Genomic DNA, 19,834 nt, shown 5'->3' with positions numbered 1-19,834 from the left:
AAAAGGTCTCCCTCGGCGGTTTGCTATGAAGTTCGAAACGCCGCCGCCCCACGGGGGCAGGCTCGTGTACAACGTGGTAGAGGATAGAGACAAGGCGGCGAAGATGGTGGAGGGGCTCCCCTGCGTAGATATAAAGCCGACGCTGGACCCCGCCGGGACTCCCATTAGGAATGTGTACCGAGAGATCATGTCGATTGCCTACGGCTTCTTCTCGCCGCTGGACCGGTTCATGACAAGAAACGAGGTGGAGAGGGTGCTCGAGGAGAGGCGGCTCCTCGACGGGTGGATATTCCCATACCCCATAGTCCTCGACCTCTCCGACGAGGACCTCAAGGCCGCCGGCGTCAAGGAGGGGGACGGCCTCTGCCTTAGGCTCAAGGGCAGGCCCTTCGCTGTTGTGGAGAGGATAGAGGAGATATACAGGGTAGAGGACAGGAAGACGTTCGCCGATAGGGTATTCGGCACGCCTGAGAGGAATAAGGAGGTTGTTAGGAAGAGGTTTGACGAAAAGCACCCAGGCTGGCTGATATACAGACAGTTGAAACCCAACTTCGTCGCTGGGAGGGTCTACGTGGTAAATCCGCCGAAGTTTAGACAGCCCTACGACAGGTTCTGGTACCCACCGCAGAAGTCCAGGGAGTACATAAGGCAGAAGGGGTGGACCATCGTTGTGGCGCACCAGACGCGCAACGTGCCCCACCGGGGCCACGAGGCCCTTATGAAGCACGCGCTCTTCGTCGCGGGGGCCACTAGGCCGGGAGACGCGGTGCTGGTAAACGCCATTATAGGCGCCAAGAGGCCCGGCGACTACTTGGACGAGGCCATCCTCGAGGCCCACGAGGCCCTCAACAAGTTCGGCTACTTCCACCCCGACAGGCATGTGGTCACCATGACTCTGTGGGACATGAGGTACGGCAACCCACTGGAGTCCCTGCTCCACGCAGTGATTAGGCAGAACCTCGGCTGCACTCACCACATGTTCGGCCGCGACCACGCCGCCGTGGGCGACTACTACGACCCCTACGCCACGCAGATACTCTGGACCAAGGGCCTCCCCAGCTACGGCCTAAACGAGCCTCCGCATGAGACAGACAAGGGGTTCAAGATCCTCCCAGTCAACTTGGGCGAATTCGCCTATAGCCCCAAGGCCGACGAGATTACCTACTACGGGAGCGACTTAGACAAGCCGCTTGTGGGAGACAAGCCTGAGAAGTTCAGCGGCTCCTTTATCCGCGGCATAATAATGGAGGGCCTCAGGCCGCCGCCCATAATAATGAGGCCCGAGGTATTCGACGTGATTGTGAAGTGGTGGAAGGTGTACGGCTACCCCTTCGTGACAGACCGCTACTTAAAACTTAAAGAAGAGCAACTGGAGGTGGAGCTATGACGTACAAATTCGCCCTGGTATTAGACGAAAAGCGGCTTGAGAGAATCAAGGGCACTCCGCTGGAGTCGTTGATAAAGTCCAGCTTCGGCGGCAGAGTCAAGACTCTGGACTTCGAAGTGCCAGAGGACGTGGCCAAGAGGATACTCTCGGAGTTCCCCGCCGCGAGAGTAGACAGCAGGGGCTACATAGAGGACGTCCCCGTGGCCTTTAGAAAGGCGGTGTTTGAGGCAGTGGCCAAGCACAAGTCCACGGGACGCGAGGTGTGGGACGAGGTGTTTTCGAGACTCGAGGAGATAAAGCAGATGGCCGCCAAGGAGAAGGAGTACCTACCGCCGCCCGAGTAGCTCCTTAACTCTAAGAAAGGCTTTTGCCCCCTCCACCAAGTACTTCACGTCGTGTGAAAGAGCCACGAAGTTGAACCCCATCTCCACCATCCTCGCCGCCTCCTCGGGGCTGTACGTCATGACTCCGGCCAGCTTGCCCCGGCTCTTGGCCGCGGCCAACACTCTTTCAAGCGCCGCGGTGAACTTGGGGTTTTTAAAATCTCTAAACGCGCCCAGGGAGGCCGAGAGGTCGTTGGGCCCCACGAAGAGGCCGGTGACGCCCTCCACCGACGCGATTTCTTCAACGTTTTCCACGGCCTCCGCCGTCTCCACTTGGACCAGCAAGACGTAGTTCTCGTCCCACTCCTTGTAGTACTTTACCACGTCTGCGAAGCCGTACATGACGCTCCGCCGAGGCCCCACTCCCCTTATGCCCCACGGCGGATAGCGCACCGCCTTAACCGCGCGCTCTGCCTCTTCCCTAGTGTTAACCCACGGCACGAGGACCCCGGCCACTCCCAGGTCGAGCACGCGTTTAATCTCCACGGGGTCGTTCCACGGCACCCTTGCCAGTGGGACAATGTCGCTCCCCCTAAGCGGCATAAGCATGGTCTCCAGCTTCTCCACAGTGATGGGGGCGTGCTCCATGTCGAACATAAACCAGTCAAAGGGGAGATTGGAGAGAATCTCCACCACCTCGGGGTGGGGGATAGTGATCCAGACGCCGAAGGTTGCCCCCATGCCCGCCTTCATGAGCAACTTGGCACGCGCCACGTCTCTACTTCGTTCAACATAAATATTAATCTCTCCCAGGCAATAACACTTAAAAAGAGTCCTCACCGAAGTGGCATGCCGTTGGACTCCGTCGTGATTTTTCAAGTTGTGTGGAAGCTCCGGGGGATATGGACGTCGTAATATTTGAAGGGCTTCTCTTCGTCGCGTCTTTAGTCATAGGCGTAGTGGCCGCAATGGCCGGGGTAGGGGGAGGCGTGGTATTTACGCCGCTCATGCTCGCCTTCACTCAAATGGACACCACAGTAATCAGAGCGGCGGGCCTGGCGCTGACGATGACCACGTCCGCCTTCGGCGGCAGAAAGTACTTTCTCGCCGGCGCGGCGAGACTTAACTTAGTCTTATTCACCTCGCTCTTCATGTCGCTGGGGGTAGTTACAGGGGCCCTAGTCGGCATACACGTAGTCAAATCGCTCGGCAAGGCTGGGGAAGCCATCATAAGGCTGACCCTTGGCGTCTTACTCTTCTTCATAGTATTGATAATGCTTACTGTAAAACCCCGTGAGGTAAAAAGCGAGGCCAGCGGGTGGTCGAGACGCCTAGGGCTGTACGGAGCCTTTAAAGACCCCGCCACAGGCGAGGAGGTTTCGTACACCGCGCAGAGGCTACTCCCCACCGCATTTGCGCTTTTCGGAGTAGGACTCATAGGCGGCGCCTTTGGCCTAGGCGCCGGGTGGGCCCTAGTCCCAGTCCTAAACCTAATAACGGGATTGCCAATAAAAATCGCCGTCGCCACATCTACATCCACCTTCATAGTGGCCAACGCGCCCGGCCTCTGGGCCTACGTCCACGAGGGAGTCGCAACACCTCTGGTGCTAGCCCCAGCCCTAGTCGGAGTCGCCATAGGGTCCAACATAGGCGCAAGACTCGCCCTCAAGGCTAAGGCCAGGGTCATTAGACTCGTCGTCATAAGCGTAATGCTCATCGCCGCGGCACCACTGGTGACAAGGGGCTTGATGGGGCTGGGGCTAATATGATTGAGAAACGGTTCTCAAACGCAGTCTTCTACACCGTTTTACTCGCACTCGCAATGCTCGTGGCAGACGTAATCCTCTACGCCCTGGCCAACCCACAGGCAACGTCGGAGAGAGTAAACGCAATTATGACCGGGTCGAGGGAGAACATATCTACCACACTACTCGGCCAAATCGGCGTGGCCTTATTAGGCGTAGCAAGCTCCATCGGACTTCTCGCCGCCTTGACCAATCTGAAAAACAAGAGAGCCGCCGCCCTTGCTGTCGCGATACTCATAATAACGGCCCTCGCCGCCATTGGGGTGATAAGGGCGTAGCCACAACCTTTTAAACACGGCTTGGGCAACCCACGTGGGCCATGTGTGGATGACGGCGAAGATAGGCGACGCCGAGGGGAGAAAGGCCGTCGACGTGGACGCCCTAGTGGACACCGGTACGACGCTGACTGTCGTGCCTCGTAGACTAGCCAAGGAGCTCGACCTAAGGCCCACAGGAAAGGCCACACTCACAACCGCCACCGGCGTCGTGGAGCTCAAAAAGACGCGGACATGGATAGAGCTAGAGAGAAGGGGAGAGGTAGCGCCAGCCCTCCTCTCCGACGCCGTCGACAAGGTGTTAACAGGCGCAACAACGCTGGAAGTCCTAGGGCTAAAAGTAGACCCCACCTCCGGCAAACTCAAGGAGCGGACCATACTTCTGTATTAAGCGCCGTCAACGCGCCAGCTTATGAGAGGCCCAGTAGAGCGGGGCGAGCCGAAAAGACGATAGCCGACAAGAGAACATGAGAATAGGAGGACAAAACTTAAATACACCCAGCAGAAAAAGTAACGACCGGCCCGTAGCTCAGCGGTCCAGAGCGCCCGGCTGTAGACAGCCCCTGGGGGTACAACAGCCACAAGCCCCCAGGACCTGTAACGGGCGGTCCCGGGTTCAAAAGGGATAGACCCCTGAGACTCCCGGCGGGCCGACCAGTATCTTTGTAAATTTTCTTCTTGTCATATATCAAAACTCTCATATATAGGTGCCTTAATTTTGCAGTAGTGTGATTGTAGAAATGTAAATGGGTGGAAAAAGTGGGGGGCTATCCTACGGATTATTTCTATCGACTTTTGTTCGTGTATTCTTACCTCTCTCTTCTTGCGTAATATCGTGGCTCTTATTCCCACGGCTCTCAGCTTGGCCGCTATTTCCTCCGCCTTGGACTTGTCGTGGGGGATTATCCTTATGTAGAGCCGGCCTCTGTCTGTAGCCACTACTATTCTCGCCATCTTGGCCACCTCCTCTAACACGCGCCTAACGGCGTTTGGGTCAGACGCTGGCGTCACAGCCTTAACTTCTCTCACCGCGTCTTTCTCCATGTCGTTGAGGAATTTGACGGCAAAGCCGCGCCTCGCCAGTTCCTCCAGCTGGGCGTAAGTCAGCACTAGCAATTGCCCCTTTAATCTCGTCTGTATGCCGAGCCTGTTTACTGCCTCGTACAGCTCTGTAGCTCTCCCTTTTCCAATTACAAACTCGCCACCGCCGTTGTGAGTGAGCAAATATGTAGCGCCGTTTATTTCGACAACGGCGGCCGCCGGGTAGTTGACAAGTACCTCGTACAGTTCTGCCGTCTTTTCAAAGGCGGGCGTAGGCGGAGTTAGCAACAACAGGCGCATATGCCAGCTCTGGAGCTTTACCTCTCTCCCAGCCACCACGCCGCCCAGAGCCTCAGCCAACTCTTTTATGTGCGTACCTCCCTCCAACGTCTCTCTGGGCGAGGCCTTAGCCACAATTCTAAACTCCGCCGGCATGGCGTAGCCGTCTCCCAACACCAGAGTAGCCACTGCGTTGCTAAAGGCAATCCACGCCCCTACGTCGTTGACGACGTACATCTTGCCGTCTCGCTTGAAGGCCTCTTCCTTCAACGCCTTAAGCACTAAGTAGCCCCTCGCCAACACCTCCTCAGTCTTACCCAGCGTTATCCCGAACCAGTCGTATACTGTGGAGATGGTCTCCGTAGCTGTGCCGACGGGGCGCACTTCGACGATAGGGTTTTTGCCCCTCTTACTCCTCGTGATCAGATAGATAGACAGCTTGAATACCAGCGGCGCCCTTGGCGCGATCCTCCGCTCCATCGTGTACTTGGCCAGGGCTATCCAGTCAAACAGCCTCACCGCGACCTGGCCGGGATTGCCAGCAGTGTGTCCAAGATGCTGTCTCCAGTCGTCGCTCAGCAACCAGCCCAAATTCCTAAACAGTGCCACTGGCGCCCTATTCCACCTGCCTAGCAATCCCGACACGGGCCTTGGCAGTGGCACCTCAAGCAGTAGGCGTTTATACTCGTCGTCTACGTCGTATACTTCGGCGGCGATGCCCACTTGCATGGCCTCCCTTATCAGTTTCTCCAGCTCATCTCCCCTTAGCCCTTCGCCAATTGACATGCCGTCGTAGAAGACGTACAGCCTCTTCTCCCACAACGCCACAGTTGCATATACCGGCTTTTTTATGCGCCAGTGTACGATTTCTGTCACAGCCATGGACTTTTCCTCTACGCCGCCGTGTTTCTCAAGGCTCTCCACGCCCATCTGTCTAAACCTCTCCTCCACATCTGCCAGTGCCTTGATGAGATCGCCGCACAGCGGCGCCGTGTTTGCGATATGTAGCCACATGAACGTGAGGTCGCCCACATCGTACTCCCGCCCCCACGGCCTCTTACACCTCCGCCCGGGATAGAAGCACTTCTCCGAGCGGAAGGCGGCCAGGTCAATGTAGCGGTAGTAGAGCCCACGGAGTTGCATACACAGCTCCTCCCAGCGTTCAAGTCTCCCGCGGAGCTCCTCCAACGCCTCGTTGCTGAACGCTTCTCCCCAATCCATGTTTTAGACACGTTTTAAAAGCACCTACGCCGACTCAGCCACGCTACTGAGAGCTTTCCGCGTCTCCATTAACATCGCTCTCTTATTTCCGTAGCATTTAACATGGCCACTACTTCAACAAGCTCGACAACTATAGTTCAATTCCGAGATTTAATGCCCTCGCAAAACTAGCTGGGCCTATTCCATGTTGCGTATCCGCTTCTTCTACTACGCTGAGGCCAAGAATCTTGCAGTTCTTCTCGGTGAAACTCGTATGAAGATGGGTGGCGGGCCCGATGGGATTTTTGGGCGGCGTTGCCTGAACCCACGACCTACGGCTTAGAAGGCCGCCGCTCTATCCAGGCTGAGCTACGGGCCCCACCGCTGATCAAATTCTCTGTTTAAAAGTTTTGTAGCTTTACGCTCACTACCTCGCCTAGGCTAGACAATGACAAGCGAAGCTCCACGGCCTTCTAAATGAGGAACTCCGCTATCCTAGCCGAGTCGAGGGCGTCTCCAGCTTCTCTGAGAGGCGTACACTTAGAGGATCTCGTCGTCTAAGTCCTTAAACCATAGTGGATTTTCCACAGCCCTTGGCCCTAGACGAGGAGGGGAGGGGCGCCGTTTGCACCTAGTTGTACCTCCTGGCATTAATTCGCCCTCACTTCCGCGAAGGGCGACTCTGCGCGCTTTGTGCTACGCCGCCGTTAACTGGCGGCGTCTTCTACGACTCTATCTAACACTTCGTCTCCTATTCTGATAACCACGTGGCGTACCCGCTTGCCTATGAGGCGCCTTGGCCTAAAGACCACGGTGTAGGTGCCGTCTGGGTTCTGGCTGTAGGACTCCACGCCCCAGTCCTCTCCTGCGCAGTCTGAGAGGAAGTAGGCAAAGTCCTCGAAGTAGTCGTAGGTGCCGCAAGTGTAGCACATGTTCCCCCCGAACCTGGCCGCCACTCTGTCCCCGGCCGCCTCTATCACCTCTACCTCCGCCTCTGCGCCGAACACGGCCTTGAACTTAGACAAGGCCTCCCCAACACAGTCCACGGAGGCGTATCGTCCGTCCTTTAAAAGGCTTTCAGCTTGGCCGCCCACTCCCGCGCCTTCTCCGCCAAGTGCCGCACGTCTCTCTCTACGTCTCTCACGTCCGTGTACCGGCTGGCGACGCCCTCGGGGTCAACGCCGCTGTGTTGAAACTCGCGGAGGTCTAGGGCGAGGGAGGTCAAGTAGACCACTTCCCAGCCGAACTTCTCCGCGAGGGCCCCCGCCACGGTGCGCATCTTGCTCGTGGGCATTAGGGCGATGACCATGTCGGCGCGGCGCCGCCTCTTCCCCAGCCTATCCACGACGAAGCCAGGCACGCGCTTCTCCACTAGCTCTCTCGCAAGAGCAGCCGCGGCTGCGAGCACCGCCTTCCACGCCTGAAACGCCTTGCCGGCGGCGTTTCGGAGGAGGCCGTTTTCTAAAAACTCCTCGGCCAGCTTGGCCTCCCACTCCGCTTCCCTGAGCCTAGCCTCGACGTAGCGCTTCAAGTCTCTCCACGGTGGGTAGAACTCAAGCACTCCCACGCATTGGCTACCGCATTTCCTTATAAGCCTACTGCTCGGCGGCGCGGGGCGGCATCCACTTCTCAGCCCACTTCCTAACCGCCTCCACTACCTCTGCCAAGTCCCTCCCCTTCTCTGTCAAGTAGTAGTAGACGTGCCTTCCCTCGGTCTTCCTCGCCACTATGCCCAACTCCTCCAACTCCCTCAGCGCCTTGGAGAGCGTCCTGCTGCTAATGCCCGGCATGCTCCAGAGGAGGTCGTTGAATTTTCTAGGCCCGTGGAGCAGTCGCTCAATTATCACAAGACGCCACGGCCGGCCTAAGATGCGCCACGCCTTCACAACGGGGCACTCCACATATACTTCTGCGCGTCTCATTAAATACTTAACTGGCCTTAGTGAACGGTTGTATACACTGTGGCCGTTTGTGTACACCTTGAATAACAAGGTTTAAATAGTAAAGTGAAAAAGTAAACCGAAGCAGTTCCAAGCCCAAGCTCAACAAGTAACACTGTTTATCGACCCGCTGGATCTGTGGCTACAGATACTGGGCGTTTCCCTGTTCCTACTGGCCTACTGGGTCTACAGGAATTTTGTAAAACCGGCGGATCCCGGACTCAACAAGGCCTTCGCGGCTGGCTTTGTACCCCTGGGCGTTTACATCCTCGCCACAGGCATATGGGCAACCGCCGTGTGGCCTTTCCCAGGCCCCTACAACATACTTTACTCGGACTCATGGCCTCTGCTGGGCGTCGTGTTTATATCGCTGGGCGTGGCCAGCTGGTTTAACCACATACAGAAGCCGGTGTTCTACCTCTACGCCGGCTTGTCGTTGCCCATATTTATATACGGCGTTGCCATCGCCTACTTCCACCTCACACAGGAGCCCGAGATAGCCGCGGCGTTGTTCATGTTCGTAGGCCTCGCAGGCCTACTGAGCCCGCTCTTAACCATGGGCAAGGCTGGCAGAGGCGCCGCCTACCTCATCATCGCCATACTCGTGGTAGCCGCCATCATCGCCCTATTCCTCGGCATAAACTCCACCTTTGCCCACATACCAAGGTGGGCCAAGTGGAGCCCCTGGTACGGTAAAGTGGTAGTCAGCGGGTAGATCGAAAACAACTTTCTTTTTTCTCCAACTCTTCTACTGTCTTTCAATGTTTTTATGTGGAAGTCGGCCTTGTGTCATGCCGTTGAAAGTTGGAGACAAGGCACCGGACTTCGAGGCGTTGGACACAGATCTAAAGCCCGTGAGGCTGAGCGAGGTTTTGGCGAGGGGGAGGTACGTGGTGCTTCTGTTCTTCCCAGGGGCGTTCACGAGCGTGTGTACAAAGGAGCTGTGCACCTTCCGCGACAACATGGCCAAGCTCGCCAAGGCTAACGCCGAGGTTATAGCAATATCCGTGGACTCGCCGTTCTCGCTGAAGGAGTTCAAGGAGAAGAACAGGCTCCACTTCACCCTGGTCAGCGACTTCAATAGGCAGGTCATCGCCCTCTACGACGTGGTGCTCCCAAAGCTCCTCCACTTCCCACTGTACTACCTCGCCAAACGCGCCGTGTACATCATAGCGCCTGACGGCACAATTAAGTACGTGTGGTACAGCGACAACCCCCTCGACGAGCCTCCATACGACGAGGTGATAAACACGGTGAACAAGCTGGCCGCCCAGTAGGCCACTTTTTAAAACACAAATCGGCTTTTTCATGGCCTGTAAAAAGCCCAGCGACGCCTTGTCAGAGCTCGCGGGCAGGGGCGCAGTGGGCTGGGGCACGTCTGGGCAACCCCCCAGGCTCCACAAGCGCTTCTCTCTGGCGAGCTTCGCCGAGGCGGTGGAGTTCTTGGCAGAGGTGAGGAAGGTGGCCGACGCGGCTAACCACCACCCAGACGTATGCATAGAGGGGTACAACAAGGTGGACGTCTACCTCATAACCCACGACGAGGGCTGTATCACAGAGAAAGACGTGGCCCTCGCCCTGGAGATCGAAAAAATATACGCCAGGTTCGCCGCCCGGCGCTAGACTATTTTGGCGCCAGGCGCCTTAAACCCCACTTTTGCATGCGTGCCGTCGCAGTGAGGCTTTGAGCCGGAGTGCCCGCAGCGGCAGAGGTAGATGGCCCTCCCGCCTATCTTAACTTCATACGGCCCATTCTCTATTGCCCTTATTTCCACCGCCATGGCGCTTAGACACACTGATTTATTTAAAAGTTAACAAACTTAAACATTTAAATAGGATTCGTGGAACATCTGTGGAAAAGGTGGTTATTCTTAGGGAGGATGCGTGCGGCAAGCTTGGCCTTAAACACCCGGCTTATATAGTGATGGAGAAGCTAAGCGAGGTAAAGGCCAGAGGAGGCGGCGGAGTCTTGGTGGAAACCGACGACTTTGACTGGGCCTTGACCATAAAGGCCGTGGCCCAAGGCGCGGGGTTCAAGGTGCAGGAGGAGAGAGACGGCGGGAGAATTAGGCTTCTCATCACCGCTTAGCACACCTTGGCGCCTCTGGCCGCCTTATGGCCTCGCGGCGTGTGGTGTAAAATGAGCAGAAGTATATAAGTATATAAAGTTGTATCGAAAATTAGTTCATGCCAGAGGTGTTGGTTTCGACGGAGTGGGTGCAGCAGCACCTAAACGATCCCAAGGTTAGGATCATCGAGGTGGACTACGACCCAAATACGGCGTATAATGTGTGGCATGTCCCCAACGCTGCGTTGTTGACGTGGAAGGAGATGAGGCACCCAGTCATAAGAGACTTCGTCCCCCCTGAGACCTTTGAGAAGCTGATGGAGGAGCGGGGCGTGTCCAACGACACCACGGTGGTGCTATACGGCGACTTTAACAACTGGTTCGCCACCTACGCCTTTTGGCTATTCAAGGCGTATGGCCACGAGGACGTGAGAATTATGGACGGGGGCAGGACGGCGTGGGCCAAGGAGGGGAGGCCTACCTCGAAGGAGGTGCCCAGCTTCCCCAGGGGCCGCTACAAGGTGAAGAGGGTGGACTGGGGCTCTCACAGGGCGTACTTCTGGGAGATCCTCCAGGCGGTGACCAGGGGGGAGGTGGGGAGGCGCGTCGTCCTCGTGGACGTGAGGTCGCCCGCCGAGTACCGGGGCGACGTCACGGCACCCCCCGAGTATCCCAACGAGCAGACACAGGTGGGAGGCCACATACCCGGCGCCATTAACATACCCTGGGCCCAGGTGGTGGACCCCGAGACTGGCAGATTCAAAGACCTCTCGGCGATTAGGGAGCTCTACGAGAAGAGGGGAGTTACGCCGGATAAGGAGGTGATCACCTACTGCCGCATCGGCGAAAGGGCGGCCCACACCTGGTTTGTGCTAAAGTACCTACTGGGCTACCCCTCGGTGAGGGTATACGACGGGTCCTCGGCCGAGTGGAACAACCTAGTGGGCGTCCCAGTGAAGAAGGGCGACGAGCCGTAGCCCCCTTTTAACTCGCTATTTTTTAAACGCGTTTAATTTCTCCATGGGGTGTGTAATTGAGGCTCTGGGGCTTGTGAAGGCCTTTGGCGGGCGGAGGGTGGTGGACGGCGTCTCTTTCTCCGCTGGGGTGGGCTTCACTGCTCTGATGGGGCCCAACGGGGCTGGGAAGACCACCACTCTGTCTATGGTGGTGGGGGCTCTCAGGCCCGATAGGGGGAGCGTGAGGGTGTGCGGCTTCTATATGTGGGGGAGGGATGGGCTTAGAGCTAGGAGGCTTCTTGGCTACGCGCCTCAGGACATGCCGTTTAAGGACAAGCTCAGCGGGTATGAGAACTTGGTCTGGATAGGCCTAATAAAGGGGCTGGGCCTCTTTGAGGCTGGGAGAGAGGCGCGCCGGCTTTTGGAGGAGGTTGGGCTGTACGAGCATAGGGGGAAGAGGGTGGCTCTCTACAGCGGCGGGATGAGGCGCAAGCTCGCCGTGGCCGCGGCGCTCCTCGGCAACCCGGAGGCCCTCGTCTTAGACGAGCCGACATCCGGCCTCGACCCAGTGGCCAGGGCCGACCTCTGGGACCTACTGGCCAAGGTGGGGAGGGGGAGGGCTGTGCTCTTCACCACCCACATGGCGGAGGAGGCCCAGCGGAGGGCAGACTTCGTCGTAATTATGCACGAGGGGAGAGTCGCAGCGGCTGGGCGGCCGGGGGAGCTCGTGGCCAAGTATGCCCCAAACCCGCGCGTCTTGGTATACGCCGAAGGCGCCAAGGGGATCGAGGTGGAGGGGGCGCGGCCGAGGGAGGCGGGGCCCGGCGTCTACGAGTACGAGGTGGCGGACGCCTCCCTTTGGATTCCCAAGCTCGCTGAGGCCTATCTGCGCGTCGGCGCCAAGGTCTGGCGGATAGAGGCGAGGGAGCCCGGCCTAGAGGAGGTGTTCTTCGCACTGACGGGGAGGAGGCTATGAGCCAAGTGCTGGCGGAGACCTACCTATTTCTAAAGGGGCTCTGGAGGTACCGGGAGACTCTCTTCTGGGTGGTAGTATTCCCCGCACTCCTCGTCGCAGTGTTCATACTGATCTTTGGGTCGCCCCAGCAGAGCGTCAGCCTAAACGTGGCGGCGGTGGACTTAGATGGTGGTCCCCTCGCCTCCGCCCTCTTGGAGGCCCTCAACTCCACGGGGGTGGCTAAGGTGCGCCTGGCCCAGGCGGGCGACGTGGCGGGGCTTGTGGCCAATGGCACATACGACGTAGTGCTGGTGGTGCCCGCTGGCTTCACTGCGAACTTGACACAGGCGAGGAGGGCCGTGGCCTACTTGTACTACTACGCCGACCCCAACTGGGGCGGAGTGGCGAGGGGGGTGGTGTATGGGGTAGTGGAGGAGTTTAGCGCCTCAGTCGCCAAATACGCCGTCAACTTCACGCCGGCCCCGTTTCGCCCATACGTGGAATTTGTGGCGCAGCCCATCGCCCTCCGCGAGGCCCCCGTGGAGCCCAAGCTGGGCCCAGGCGGGTTAGCGCTCTTCCACGTGGTTAGCGTCATCGGCGTGCAGACGCTCTTCATAGGGCTGTTCACCGGGGTCAACATCGTGATAGAGCGGCGGCGTGATAGGACGCTTGCCCTCCTCCTCTCTAGCCCAATGAGGAGCTACCACATATTCCTCGGCGACACGCTCGCCGCGGCGGTGGCCGTGGGAATCTCGGCCGCGGCTGTGCTGGCGGTGGGGTACGCCCTCGGCGCAGACTACGGCGCCATTTCGCCGGGCCAGGCGGGCGCCGCCGCGCTTCTACTGGCCGCGGGCCTGCTGTCCACCATAGGGATAGGCCTCCTCTTGGCGCCCCTAGCCAGGACCCCCGAGGCGGCCGCCGCCATGGCAAACGGCGTAGCTTTCCCGCTCATGTTCCTGGGAGGGCTCGCCGTCCCCCAGTGGATGATACCCGAGTGGCTCCGCATTGTCCCAATGGCTCTGCCGCTCTCGTGGTGCATCAACGGGGTGAGGGCCATGTTCCTATACGGCTACGGGCCTCTGGAGGCCCTCTCCCAGGCGGCTCCGGGGGTTGCCGCGGGGCTGGCGCTGTACGCAGTAGGCGCCTTGGTCTACAGGCGGTTGCTCCACAGGGCGCAGGAGAGTCCATAAATCCATATCGAAGTTTCTACGTGGAGTTGCCTAGCTGGATTAGGGTTAAGGCGGGCGACTACGGGAGGATCGTCGCGGTGAGAGAGGCCGTCTTCGCGGCGGGGGTTCACACCATCTGCGAGGAGGCGCACTGCCCCAACATATTTTCCTGCTGGGGGGAGGGCACTGCGACCTTTCTCATCCTGGGCGACGTGTGTACTAGGGCGTGCAAATTCTGCGCAGTTAAGACGGGTGACCCCAGGGGCTTCGTAGACCCGACTGAGCCGGCGAGGGTGGCGGAAGCCGTGGCGAAGCTCGGCCTTAGGTACGTGGTGATAACCTCGGTGGATAGAGATGACCTCCCCGACGGAGGCGCCTCCCAGTTCGCCAGTGTGGTCAAGGCGGTCAAGGCCAGGGCCCCCTGGGCCAAGGTGGAGGTGTTGACCCCGGACTTTGGGGGGAGTGCGGAGGCTGTGGCGTCTGTGGTAGAGGCGGGGCCCGACGTCTATGCCCACAACTTGGAGACTGTGCGCCGCTTGACTCCGCTTGTTAGAGACAGGAGGGCCTCCTACGACGTCTCGCTTCGCGTGTTGAAGATGGCGAAGGAGCTGGGCGCGGTCACCAAGTCTGGCCTAATGGTGGGGCTTGGGGAGACCTTTGACGAGGTGTTAGAGGCCTTGAGCGACTTGAGGCGGGTGGACGTGGACATAGTCACCATTGGCCAGTACCTCAAGCCCCGGGGGCACAAGAGGTTTCTAGAGGTGCAGAGGTGGGTGCCGCCTGAGGAGTTTGAGAAATATAGGGAGGCAGCCGAGGCCATGGGGTTTAAGGCCGTGGTGGCTGGGCCGCTTGTCAGAAGCTCCTACAAGGCTCACGAGGCCTATTTAGAGATGTTGAGAAAAACTATAGGACGATAAAATTGTAAATAAGCGAACATTTTTATATTGGAATCAAACTTTTTCTGTGGAAGTAGAAGTTGGTAAAGAATTTCCCGCCAGATACATGGTCGAGGCTAGGGAGCCTGAGGTCTTCACCGTCTTGAAGCCCGACGGAGACGTGGTGGAGGAGAACTACGGCGTGGGGTACAAGCCATCGTGGGAGGAGCTCGTCTCTGCGTACAAGTACATGGTGCTGGGGAGGGCCTTGGACAAATACGCCCTGCTATACCACAGGATGGGAAAGGTGAAGTCCACCTACGCCCCTCACGAGGGGCACGAGGCGGCTGACGTGGGCACGGCCATGGCCCTCCGCCCCGAGGACTGGATTGCCCCCTACTATAGGAACTTGACCCTACTCCTGGTGAGGGGAGTTCCGCTGGAGGTTCTCTGGGCCAAGTTCATGGCAAAGCTGGGCGACCCGGACAAGGGCAGGAATCTGTCGGTGGAGTGGGGAGGGTTTAGACAGTGGCGCCTGCTCTCCTTCGGCGCGCCCATCGGCCACCACCTAATAGCGGCCGCGGGCTTCGCCTATGGGCTAAGGTACCGCGGGGGGAGAGAGGTGGTGGCCGCCTACGTGGGAGACGGGGGGACCTCTACCAACGGCTTCTACTCCTCGCTCATATTCAGCTCCGTCTTCTCTCTGCCCGTGGCCATATATATCTACAACAATGGATACGCCATATCTGTCCCATCGTCGCGTCAGTCCAAGACCAAGCGCCTGGCCACAAGGGCGGCGGGCTTCGGCGTGTTGGGCATCGCCGCAGATGGCATGGACCTCTTGGCCACGCTGAAGGCGGCGAAGTTCGCCGTGGAGTACGCCAGGTCCAATGGCCCAGTCCTTGTGGAGTTGGTCACCTACAGATTTGGCCCGCACACCACGGCAGACGATCCACAGACCAAGTACAGGGATAGGGCAGAGGTGGAGGAGGCCAAGTCGAGGGACCCCGTGGCTAGGCTGGAGAAGTTCTTGCTCAGAAACGGACTGTTGAGCGAGGGCGAGGTGAAGTCCATTTGGCAGGAGGCCGAGGAGAGGGTTAAGTCGGCGGCTAAGCAGGCCGAATCTCTGCCCGACGTCCCCCCTGAGGAGCTGTACACCGACATGTTCGAGGAGGAGGTGTGGATAACCAGGGATTAGCCATGCCGGTCTTGAACATGGCCAAGGCCATCAACGCCGCTCTCCACGAGGAGATGGAGAGGGACTCCTCCGTGGTGGTGCTGGGGGAGGACGTGGGGAAGCGGGGCGGGGTCTTCTTAGTCACCGAGGGGCTGTACGAGAGGTTTGGCCCCAGTAGGGTAATAGACACGCCCCTCAGCGAAGGGGGGATTATAGGCTTTGCCATGGGCATGGCCATGGCGGGGCTTAGGCCCGTGGCTGAGATACAGTTCGTGGACTTCATCTGGCTCGGGGCAGACGAGCTCATCAACCACCTCGCCAAGCTCAGATACAGGTCGGGCGGCAACTACGCGGCCCCCGTGGTCGTGAGGAGCCCCTACGGCGCCGGCGTAAAGAGCGGGCTCTACCACAGCCAAAGCCCCGAGGCACACTTCGCCCACGCCCTGGGCCTCAAGGTGGTGGTGCCCTCCACCCCCTACGACGCCAAGGGCCTCCTCAAGTCGGCCATCAGGGGAAACGACCCCGTGGTTTTTCTAGAGCCAAAGCTCCTCTACCGCGCGCCGAGGGAGGAGGTGCCCGAGGGGGACTACACTGTCCCCTTGGGCAAGGCGAGGGTGGTGGCTGAGGGCGACGACGTCACTGTGGTGACGTACGGCTCAATGGTGCACAGGGCCGTGGAGGCGGCCAAGAGGGCCAGGGCCTCTGTGGAGGTGATAGACCTCAGAACGCTGGTCCCCTGGGACGCGGAGGCCGTGTTGAAGAGCGTCAAGAAGACTGGGAGGGTCTTGATTGTGCACGAGGCGCCTAAGTTCGCCGGCTTTGGGGCAGAGATCGCGGCCACGGTGGCCGAGAAGGCCATCGACTACTTGAGAGTCCCCATTAGGAGAGTCGCCGGGCCCAACGTCCACCAAAGCCCAGTGGCCCACGACGAGTTGTACATGCCCACCGTGGAGAAAATACTGGCCGCCGTCGAGGAGCTGATGGGCTATGATTGAGTTCAAGTTCCCCGACTTGGGCGAGGGGCTGGTGGAGGGGGAGGTGGTGAAGTGGCACAAGCGGGAGGGCGACTTCGTCAAAGAGGGGGAGGACCTCGTGGACGTCATGACTGAGAAGGCCACTGTGACTCTGCCCTCCCCCGCCACGGGGAGGATTGTGAAAATCTTGGCCAAGGAGGGGGGGGTGGTGAAGGTGGGCCAGGTCTTGTGCATAATTGAGGAGGCGGCCCCCGGCGCCCCCGTTGAGGCTAAGGCCGAGGCGCGGCCAGAGGTTAGGGCTATGCCCGCCGCGAGGCGGTTGGCCAAGGAGCTTGGGTTGGACTTGTCCAAAGTGGTGGGAACTGGGCCGGGCGGGGTTATCACTGTGGAGGACGTGAGGAGGGCCGCGGAGGCGGCGAAGCGGGAGGTCGGCGTTGCGGAGGCGAAGCCCGCTGCGCCTGCGCCGCCGGCTGAGGAGAGGCCTGCCCAGCCTCTGCGGGAGGAGAGGATCCCCGTGAGGGGTGTCAGGAGGGCCGTGGCCGAGAAGATGAAGAAGTCCAAGTCTCAGATACCCCACGCCTACCACGTGGACGAGGTGGATGTGACAGAGTTGGTCAAGCTGAGGGAGAGGCTCAAGGCCTACGCTGGGGATGTGAGGCTCACCTACACGCCTTTCTTTGTGAAAGCCGCCGTGGCCGCCTTGAAGAAGTACCCCCTCCTCAACGCGTCTTTCGACGAAGAGCGGGGCGAGATAGTGGTGAAGAAGTACTTCAACATAGGCGTCGCCGTGGACACAGAGAACGGGCTCGTCGTGGTTGTGATCAAAGACGCAGACTCTAAGTCCATACTGGAGGTGGCAAGGGAGCTCCAGGAGAAGAGCGCGCGGGCCAGGGAGGGGAAGCTCTCCCTTGACGACGTGAGGGACTCCACCTTTACCATAACCAACATAGGCGCCATCGGCGGGCTCTGGGGCCTGGCAGTGGTGAACTACCCCGAGACCGCCATATTGGCCACGGGGAGAATTGTGAAAAGGCCCAGGGTGTACGAGGGGCAGGTGGTGCCCAGGGACGTGATGTACGTGGCGGTGAGCTTCGACCACAGGGTGGTCGACGGGGGCTACGTGGCCAGGTTCACCAACGCGTTTAAGGAGCTCCTCGAGTCCCCCGACCTCCTGGTGCTAAACCTATGAAGGTGGTGGTCGTGGGAGGGGGCCCCGCGGGCTACGTCGCGGCGATCAGGGCGGCCCAGCTCGGCGCAGAGGTCACGCTGGTGGAAGAGGCGCACCTGGGAGGCGAGTGCACAAACTGGGCCTGCATACCGTCCAAGGCGCTTTTGCACATGGCCGACGTCTTTTGGGAGGTCAAAAACAGCCCCTGGGCGAGGGGCGGCGTGGAGTTCGACTGGAGGGAGGCCCAGAGGGCGAAGGACGCCGTAGTGGCCAGGCTGAGGGGAGGCATTGAGAAGCTCCTAGCGGCAAACGGCGTAGAGGTAGTGGCGGGCAAGGCGGAGCCCGGCGACGGGAGGGCGGTTAGGGTGGGGGAGAGGGAGGTGAGGTTTGACTCGCTGGTGCTGGCCACCGGCAGCCTCCCGGCGCCTCTCCCCGGCGCCCCCTTCGGGAGGAGGGTCCTGGACACACGCCGCGCTCTAGCCCTCGAGGAGTTGCCCAAGTCGCTCTTCATAGTGGGCGGCGGGGCCGCCGGCGTGGAGTTGGCCGTCTTATTCGCCAAGCTAGGCGCAGAGGTGCACTTGGCGGAGGCCATGGACAGGCTACTCCCTGCCATGGACAAGGACCTGGGGGCATACTTGGAGAGCCGCTTGAGGAAGCTGGGGGTCAAAGTCTACACCTCAGCCGCCGTGGAGAAGGTGGAGGAGGGGCCGCGCTCTGTCAAAGTGCACTTGAGAGGCGGCGCGGCTGAAGTGGAATACGTGGTTGTCGCCGTGGGGAGGAGGCCGAACCCAGGCCCCTTCGCCAAGTGGGTGGGCGACGTGGCCAAGGTGGACGAGAGGATGTGGACGGGGGTGGGTCAGATATACGCCGCAGGCGACGTGGCAGGCCCGCCCTACTTTGCCCACAAGGCCTACGCCCAGGGCAAGGTGGCCGCCGAAAACGCCGCGGGGCGCCGCTCCTTCTACGTCCAGCGCCACGTCCCCTCAGTGGTATTCACAGACCCAGAGGTGGTGTCGGTGGGATACACGGAGGAAGAGGCGCGTCGGGCAGGCTACGAGGCCGCCTCTGTGAGAGTGCCCATGTCGGCCATTGGCAGGGCCGTGGCCGGCGGGAGGCCCGAGGGGTTTGTAAAACTAGTCTTCGACAGGAAGAGAGGCGTCGTGCTGGGCTTCCACGGGGTGGGGCCCGGCCTGTCTGAAATTGCGGCGGAGGCCGCTCTTGCCGTGGAGTTCTCAGCCACTGTGGAGGACCTCGCCCTGGTGATACACCCACACCCCACTGTCTCAGAGGCGTTGGCCGAGGCGGCGGAGCTGGCCCTGGGCAAGCCTACTCACGTGCTTAAGCCGTGAGGGGTCTCGACCTAGGCCTCCTAGACTACGTCTCTGCGTGGCGCATGATGAAAATTCTCCACCGGGAGGTGGCGTCGGGGGGCGACGACGCGTTTATACTGGTGGAACACCCCCACGTGATAACAGTGGGCAAGCACGGCAGGACTAACAACGTGGTAAAGTGGGAGTTGTTCGTCTACGTGGTGGAGAGGGGTGGAGACGCCACATACCACGGCCCAGGCCAGCTGGTGGCCTACCCCGTGGTGAAGCTGAGGTGGCCCCTGTCGAGGTACCTCTGGATGCTGGAGGAGGCGGTGATAAGGTCGCTGAGGCCCCTGGGGGTAGAGGCGGGGAGAGTGGAGAAGCACAGGGGGGTGTGGGTGGGCGGAAAAAAGGTGGCGAGCATAGGCATCGCCGTGGAGGGCGGCGTCGCCTACCACGGGGTAGCGGTAAACGTCTCCACCGACCTCTCCTACTTCTACCACATAAACCCATGCGGCCTCCACCCCTCCGCCATCACCTCCCTCAACCAATTGGGCGTAGAGATCTCCCTGGAGGAGTACAAAGGCCTCTTCGTAGAGGCCTTCGAGGAAGTCTTCGAGGCCAAGGTTGTGTGGGTAGACCCGGCGCCATACCTAGCGGCCGCCGCACAGCTCCGCGCATCGCCCACACTGCTCTCGGCGCCAATTGAAGCAAGCACTTAATCAATCGACGGTCGTCCATCAGCGTGGTTCACGCGAGGAGACGGCTGAGTCGGCGCGGAGTTCACCACACTAGGGGCAAAGGTGTCCGGCCTGCGTTCGTCTCTCTTGCAAAGAGAGCTTTCTCCGCACTGGTTAATTACACGCCAGCCTTTTGACGACATATTCAAAGAGTAGTGCATAGTTGTAATAGCCGTAGATTGGTAGAGTAAA

The 19,834-nt window shown here is 59.7% G+C and carries 24 protein-coding genes and 2 tRNA genes; 19 read left to right on the top strand and 7 right to left on the bottom strand.

What is annotated here, in order from left to right:
* Window positions 1-25: 25 nt before the first annotated feature.
* Entirely contained in the window at window positions 26-1,387 is a 1,362-nt protein-coding gene (gene sat, locus PCAL_RS07570) for a sulfate adenylyltransferase (protein ID WP_011850102.1), read from the top strand.
* Entirely contained in the window at window positions 1,384-1,731 is a 348-nt protein-coding gene (locus PCAL_RS07565; protein ID WP_011850101.1) for a DUF6955 family protein, read from the top strand. The genes sat and PCAL_RS07565 overlap by 4 nt, the downstream gene beginning before the upstream one ends.
* On the opposite strand, the gene PCAL_RS07560 is transcribed toward PCAL_RS07565, so the two are convergent.
* Window positions 1,714-2,484 (bottom strand): HpcH/HpaI aldolase family protein, encoded by a 771-nt coding sequence (locus PCAL_RS07560; RefSeq protein WP_011850100.1) that lies wholly within the window; start codon window positions 2,482-2,484, stop codon window positions 1,714-1,716. The two genes, PCAL_RS07565 and PCAL_RS07560, sit on opposite strands and share 18 nt — an antisense overlap.
* A gap of 128 nt (window positions 2,485-2,612) precedes the next feature.
* Here PCAL_RS07560 and PCAL_RS07555 point away from each other — a divergent pair, with 128 nt between their 5' ends.
* From PCAL_RS07555 to PCAL_RS07540, 4 genes are all read left to right on the top strand, one after another.
* Entirely contained in the window at window positions 2,613-3,479 is an 867-nt protein-coding gene (locus PCAL_RS07555; protein ID WP_011850099.1) for a sulfite exporter TauE/SafE family protein, read from the top strand.
* On the top strand, window positions 3,476-3,793 hold the full coding sequence (locus PCAL_RS07550; protein ID WP_011850098.1) for a hypothetical protein: 318 nt from the start codon (window positions 3,476-3,478) through the stop codon (window positions 3,791-3,793). Before PCAL_RS07555 ends, PCAL_RS07550 begins: the two co-directional genes overlap by 4 nt.
* Window positions 3,794-3,827: 34 nt before the next feature.
* The gene (locus PCAL_RS07545; RefSeq protein WP_011850097.1) at window positions 3,828-4,181 is read left to right on the top strand and encodes an aspartyl protease family protein; all 354 of its coding nucleotides are present in this window, start codon (window positions 3,828-3,830) and stop codon (window positions 4,179-4,181) included.
* A 127-nt stretch (window positions 4,182-4,308) separates the two neighbouring features.
* Window positions 4,309-4,447 (top strand) — tRNA-Tyr (locus PCAL_RS07540).
* 24 nt (window positions 4,448-4,471) lie between these two features.
* Here the strand turns inward: PCAL_RS07540 and PCAL_RS07535 are convergent.
* The 5 genes from PCAL_RS07535 to PCAL_RS07515 all read right to left on the bottom strand — a co-directional run bounded on the left by PCAL_RS07535 (window position 4,472) and on the right by PCAL_RS07515 (window position 8,211).
* Window positions 4,472-6,331: a hypothetical protein gene (locus PCAL_RS07535; RefSeq protein ID WP_011850096.1), complete on the bottom strand. Its 1,860-nt coding sequence runs from the start codon at window positions 6,329-6,331 to the stop codon at window positions 4,472-4,474.
* A 264-nt stretch (window positions 6,332-6,595) separates the two neighbouring features.
* Window positions 6,596-6,689 (bottom strand) — tRNA-Arg (locus PCAL_RS07530).
* A gap of 328 nt (window positions 6,690-7,017) precedes the next feature.
* The gene (locus tag PCAL_RS07525) at window positions 7,018-7,356 is read right to left on the bottom strand and encodes a hypothetical protein (protein WP_193322612.1); all 339 of its coding nucleotides are present in this window, start codon (window positions 7,354-7,356) and stop codon (window positions 7,018-7,020) included.
* Between the two features lie 20 nt (window positions 7,357-7,376).
* Window positions 7,377-7,877: a PaREP1 family protein gene (locus tag PCAL_RS07520; protein WP_011850094.1), complete on the bottom strand. Its 501-nt coding sequence runs from the start codon at window positions 7,875-7,877 to the stop codon at window positions 7,377-7,379.
* A 28-nt stretch (window positions 7,878-7,905) separates the two neighbouring features.
* A complete protein-coding gene (locus PCAL_RS07515) occupies window positions 7,906-8,211 on the bottom strand; it encodes a winged helix-turn-helix transcriptional regulator (RefSeq protein WP_226951934.1) in 306 nt (101 codons plus the stop codon).
* A 154-nt stretch (window positions 8,212-8,365) separates the two neighbouring features.
* Between PCAL_RS07515 and PCAL_RS07510 the strand changes: the two genes are divergently transcribed.
* From PCAL_RS07510 to PCAL_RS07500, 3 genes are all read left to right on the top strand, one after another.
* The gene (locus PCAL_RS07510; RefSeq protein ID WP_226952006.1) at window positions 8,366-8,965 is read left to right on the top strand and encodes a DUF981 family protein; all 600 of its coding nucleotides are present in this window, start codon (window positions 8,366-8,368) and stop codon (window positions 8,963-8,965) included.
* Window positions 8,966-9,041: 76 nt separating this feature from the next.
* Window positions 9,042-9,527, top strand: a complete 486-nt coding sequence (locus PCAL_RS07505; RefSeq protein ID WP_193322611.1) for a peroxiredoxin — start codon at window positions 9,042-9,044, stop codon at window positions 9,525-9,527.
* A gap of 31 nt (window positions 9,528-9,558) precedes the next feature.
* Window positions 9,559-9,873 (top strand): 4a-hydroxytetrahydrobiopterin dehydratase, encoded by a 315-nt coding sequence (locus PCAL_RS07500; RefSeq protein WP_011850090.1) that lies wholly within the window; start codon window positions 9,559-9,561, stop codon window positions 9,871-9,873.
* Here PCAL_RS07500 and PCAL_RS07495 read toward each other — a convergent pair.
* Window positions 9,870-10,031, bottom strand: a complete 162-nt coding sequence (locus PCAL_RS07495; RefSeq protein ID WP_011850089.1) for a CDGSH iron-sulfur domain-containing protein — start codon at window positions 10,029-10,031, stop codon at window positions 9,870-9,872. The genes PCAL_RS07500 and PCAL_RS07495 overlap by 4 nt on opposite strands.
* Window positions 10,032-10,102: 71 nt before the next feature.
* Here PCAL_RS07495 and PCAL_RS07490 point away from each other — a divergent pair, with 71 nt between their 5' ends.
* From PCAL_RS07490 to lipB, 10 genes are all read left to right on the top strand, one after another.
* Window positions 10,103-10,339 carry a hypothetical protein gene (locus PCAL_RS07490; RefSeq protein ID WP_011850088.1) on the top strand — a complete coding sequence of 79 codons (237 nt, stop codon included), beginning with the start codon at window positions 10,103-10,105 and terminating at the stop codon, window positions 10,337-10,339.
* Window positions 10,340-10,437: 98 nt separating this feature from the next.
* Window positions 10,438-11,295: a sulfurtransferase gene (locus PCAL_RS07485; protein WP_011850087.1), complete on the top strand. Its 858-nt coding sequence runs from the start codon at window positions 10,438-10,440 to the stop codon at window positions 11,293-11,295.
* Between the two features lie 43 nt (window positions 11,296-11,338).
* On the top strand, window positions 11,339-12,250 hold the full coding sequence (locus PCAL_RS07480) for an ABC transporter ATP-binding protein (RefSeq protein ID WP_011850086.1): 912 nt from the start codon (window positions 11,339-11,341) through the stop codon (window positions 12,248-12,250).
* Entirely contained in the window at window positions 12,247-13,419 is a 1,173-nt protein-coding gene (locus PCAL_RS07475) for an ABC transporter permease (RefSeq protein WP_011850085.1), read from the top strand. Before PCAL_RS07480 ends, PCAL_RS07475 begins: the two co-directional genes overlap by 4 nt.
* Window positions 13,420-13,439: 20 nt before the next feature.
* Window positions 13,440-14,315: a lipoyl synthase gene (gene lipA / locus PCAL_RS07470; protein WP_011850084.1), complete on the top strand. Its 876-nt coding sequence runs from the start codon at window positions 13,440-13,442 to the stop codon at window positions 14,313-14,315.
* Between the two features lie 46 nt (window positions 14,316-14,361).
* The gene (locus PCAL_RS07465; RefSeq protein ID WP_226951933.1) at window positions 14,362-15,471 is read left to right on the top strand and encodes a thiamine pyrophosphate-dependent enzyme; all 1,110 of its coding nucleotides are present in this window, start codon (window positions 14,362-14,364) and stop codon (window positions 15,469-15,471) included.
* 2 nt (window positions 15,472-15,473) lie between these two features.
* Window positions 15,474-16,445 (top strand): alpha-ketoacid dehydrogenase subunit beta, encoded by a 972-nt coding sequence (locus PCAL_RS07460; protein ID WP_193323019.1) that lies wholly within the window; start codon window positions 15,474-15,476, stop codon window positions 16,443-16,445.
* Window positions 16,438-17,613 (top strand): dihydrolipoamide acetyltransferase family protein, encoded by a 1,176-nt coding sequence (locus PCAL_RS07455; RefSeq protein ID WP_011850081.1) that lies wholly within the window; start codon window positions 16,438-16,440, stop codon window positions 17,611-17,613. The genes PCAL_RS07460 and PCAL_RS07455 overlap by 8 nt, the downstream gene beginning before the upstream one ends.
* Complete coding sequence (lpdA, locus tag PCAL_RS07450; protein WP_011850080.1) at window positions 17,610-18,941, top strand: dihydrolipoyl dehydrogenase; 1,332 nt, start codon at window positions 17,610-17,612, stop codon at window positions 18,939-18,941. Before PCAL_RS07455 ends, lpdA begins: the two co-directional genes overlap by 4 nt.
* Window positions 18,938-19,624, top strand: coding sequence for a lipoyl(octanoyl) transferase LipB (lipB, locus tag PCAL_RS07445; RefSeq protein ID WP_011850079.1), 687 nt, complete (start codon window positions 18,938-18,940; stop codon window positions 19,622-19,624). Before lpdA ends, lipB begins: the two co-directional genes overlap by 4 nt.
* The last annotated feature ends 210 nt before the right edge of the window (window positions 19,625-19,834 follow it).

The sequence above is a fragment of the Pyrobaculum calidifontis JCM 11548 genome (assembly GCF_000015805.1).
GTDB classification, from domain to species: domain Archaea; phylum Thermoproteota; class Thermoprotei; order Thermoproteales; family Thermoproteaceae; genus Pyrobaculum; species Pyrobaculum calidifontis.
This window is presented reverse-complemented; position numbering and strand designations above follow the sequence as displayed.

Coding starts and splice junctions, on each gene's coding strand:
- sat (WP_011850102.1), top strand. CDS start 26: ATGAAGTTCGAAACGCCGCCGCCCCACGGGGGCAGGCTCGTGTACAAC.
- PCAL_RS07535 (WP_011850096.1), bottom strand. CDS start 6,331: ATGGATTGGGGAGAAGCGTTCAGCAACGAGGCGTTGGAGGAGCTCCGC.
- PCAL_RS07475 (WP_011850085.1), top strand. CDS start 12,247: ATGAGCCAAGTGCTGGCGGAGACCTACCTATTTCTAAAGGGGCTCTGG.
- PCAL_RS07565 (WP_011850101.1), top strand. CDS start 1,384: ATGACGTACAAATTCGCCCTGGTATTAGACGAAAAGCGGCTTGAGAGA.
- PCAL_RS07455 (WP_011850081.1), top strand. CDS start 16,438: ATGATTGAGTTCAAGTTCCCCGACTTGGGCGAGGGGCTGGTGGAGGGG.
- PCAL_RS07505 (WP_193322611.1), top strand. CDS start 9,042: ATGCCGTTGAAAGTTGGAGACAAGGCACCGGACTTCGAGGCGTTGGAC.
- PCAL_RS07550 (WP_011850098.1), top strand. CDS start 3,476: ATGATTGAGAAACGGTTCTCAAACGCAGTCTTCTACACCGTTTTACTC.
- PCAL_RS07495 (WP_011850089.1), bottom strand. CDS start 10,031: ATGGCGGTGGAAATAAGGGCAATAGAGAATGGGCCGTATGAAGTTAAG.
- PCAL_RS07500 (WP_011850090.1), top strand. CDS start 9,559: ATGGCCTGTAAAAAGCCCAGCGACGCCTTGTCAGAGCTCGCGGGCAGG.
- lpdA (WP_011850080.1), top strand. CDS start 17,610: ATGAAGGTGGTGGTCGTGGGAGGGGGCCCCGCGGGCTACGTCGCGGCG.
- PCAL_RS07555 (WP_011850099.1), top strand. CDS start 2,613: ATGGACGTCGTAATATTTGAAGGGCTTCTCTTCGTCGCGTCTTTAGTC.
- PCAL_RS07485 (WP_011850087.1), top strand. CDS start 10,438: ATGCCAGAGGTGTTGGTTTCGACGGAGTGGGTGCAGCAGCACCTAAAC.
- PCAL_RS07460 (WP_193323019.1), top strand. CDS start 15,474: ATGCCGGTCTTGAACATGGCCAAGGCCATCAACGCCGCTCTCCACGAG.
- PCAL_RS07480 (WP_011850086.1), top strand. CDS start 11,339: ATGGGGTGTGTAATTGAGGCTCTGGGGCTTGTGAAGGCCTTTGGCGGG.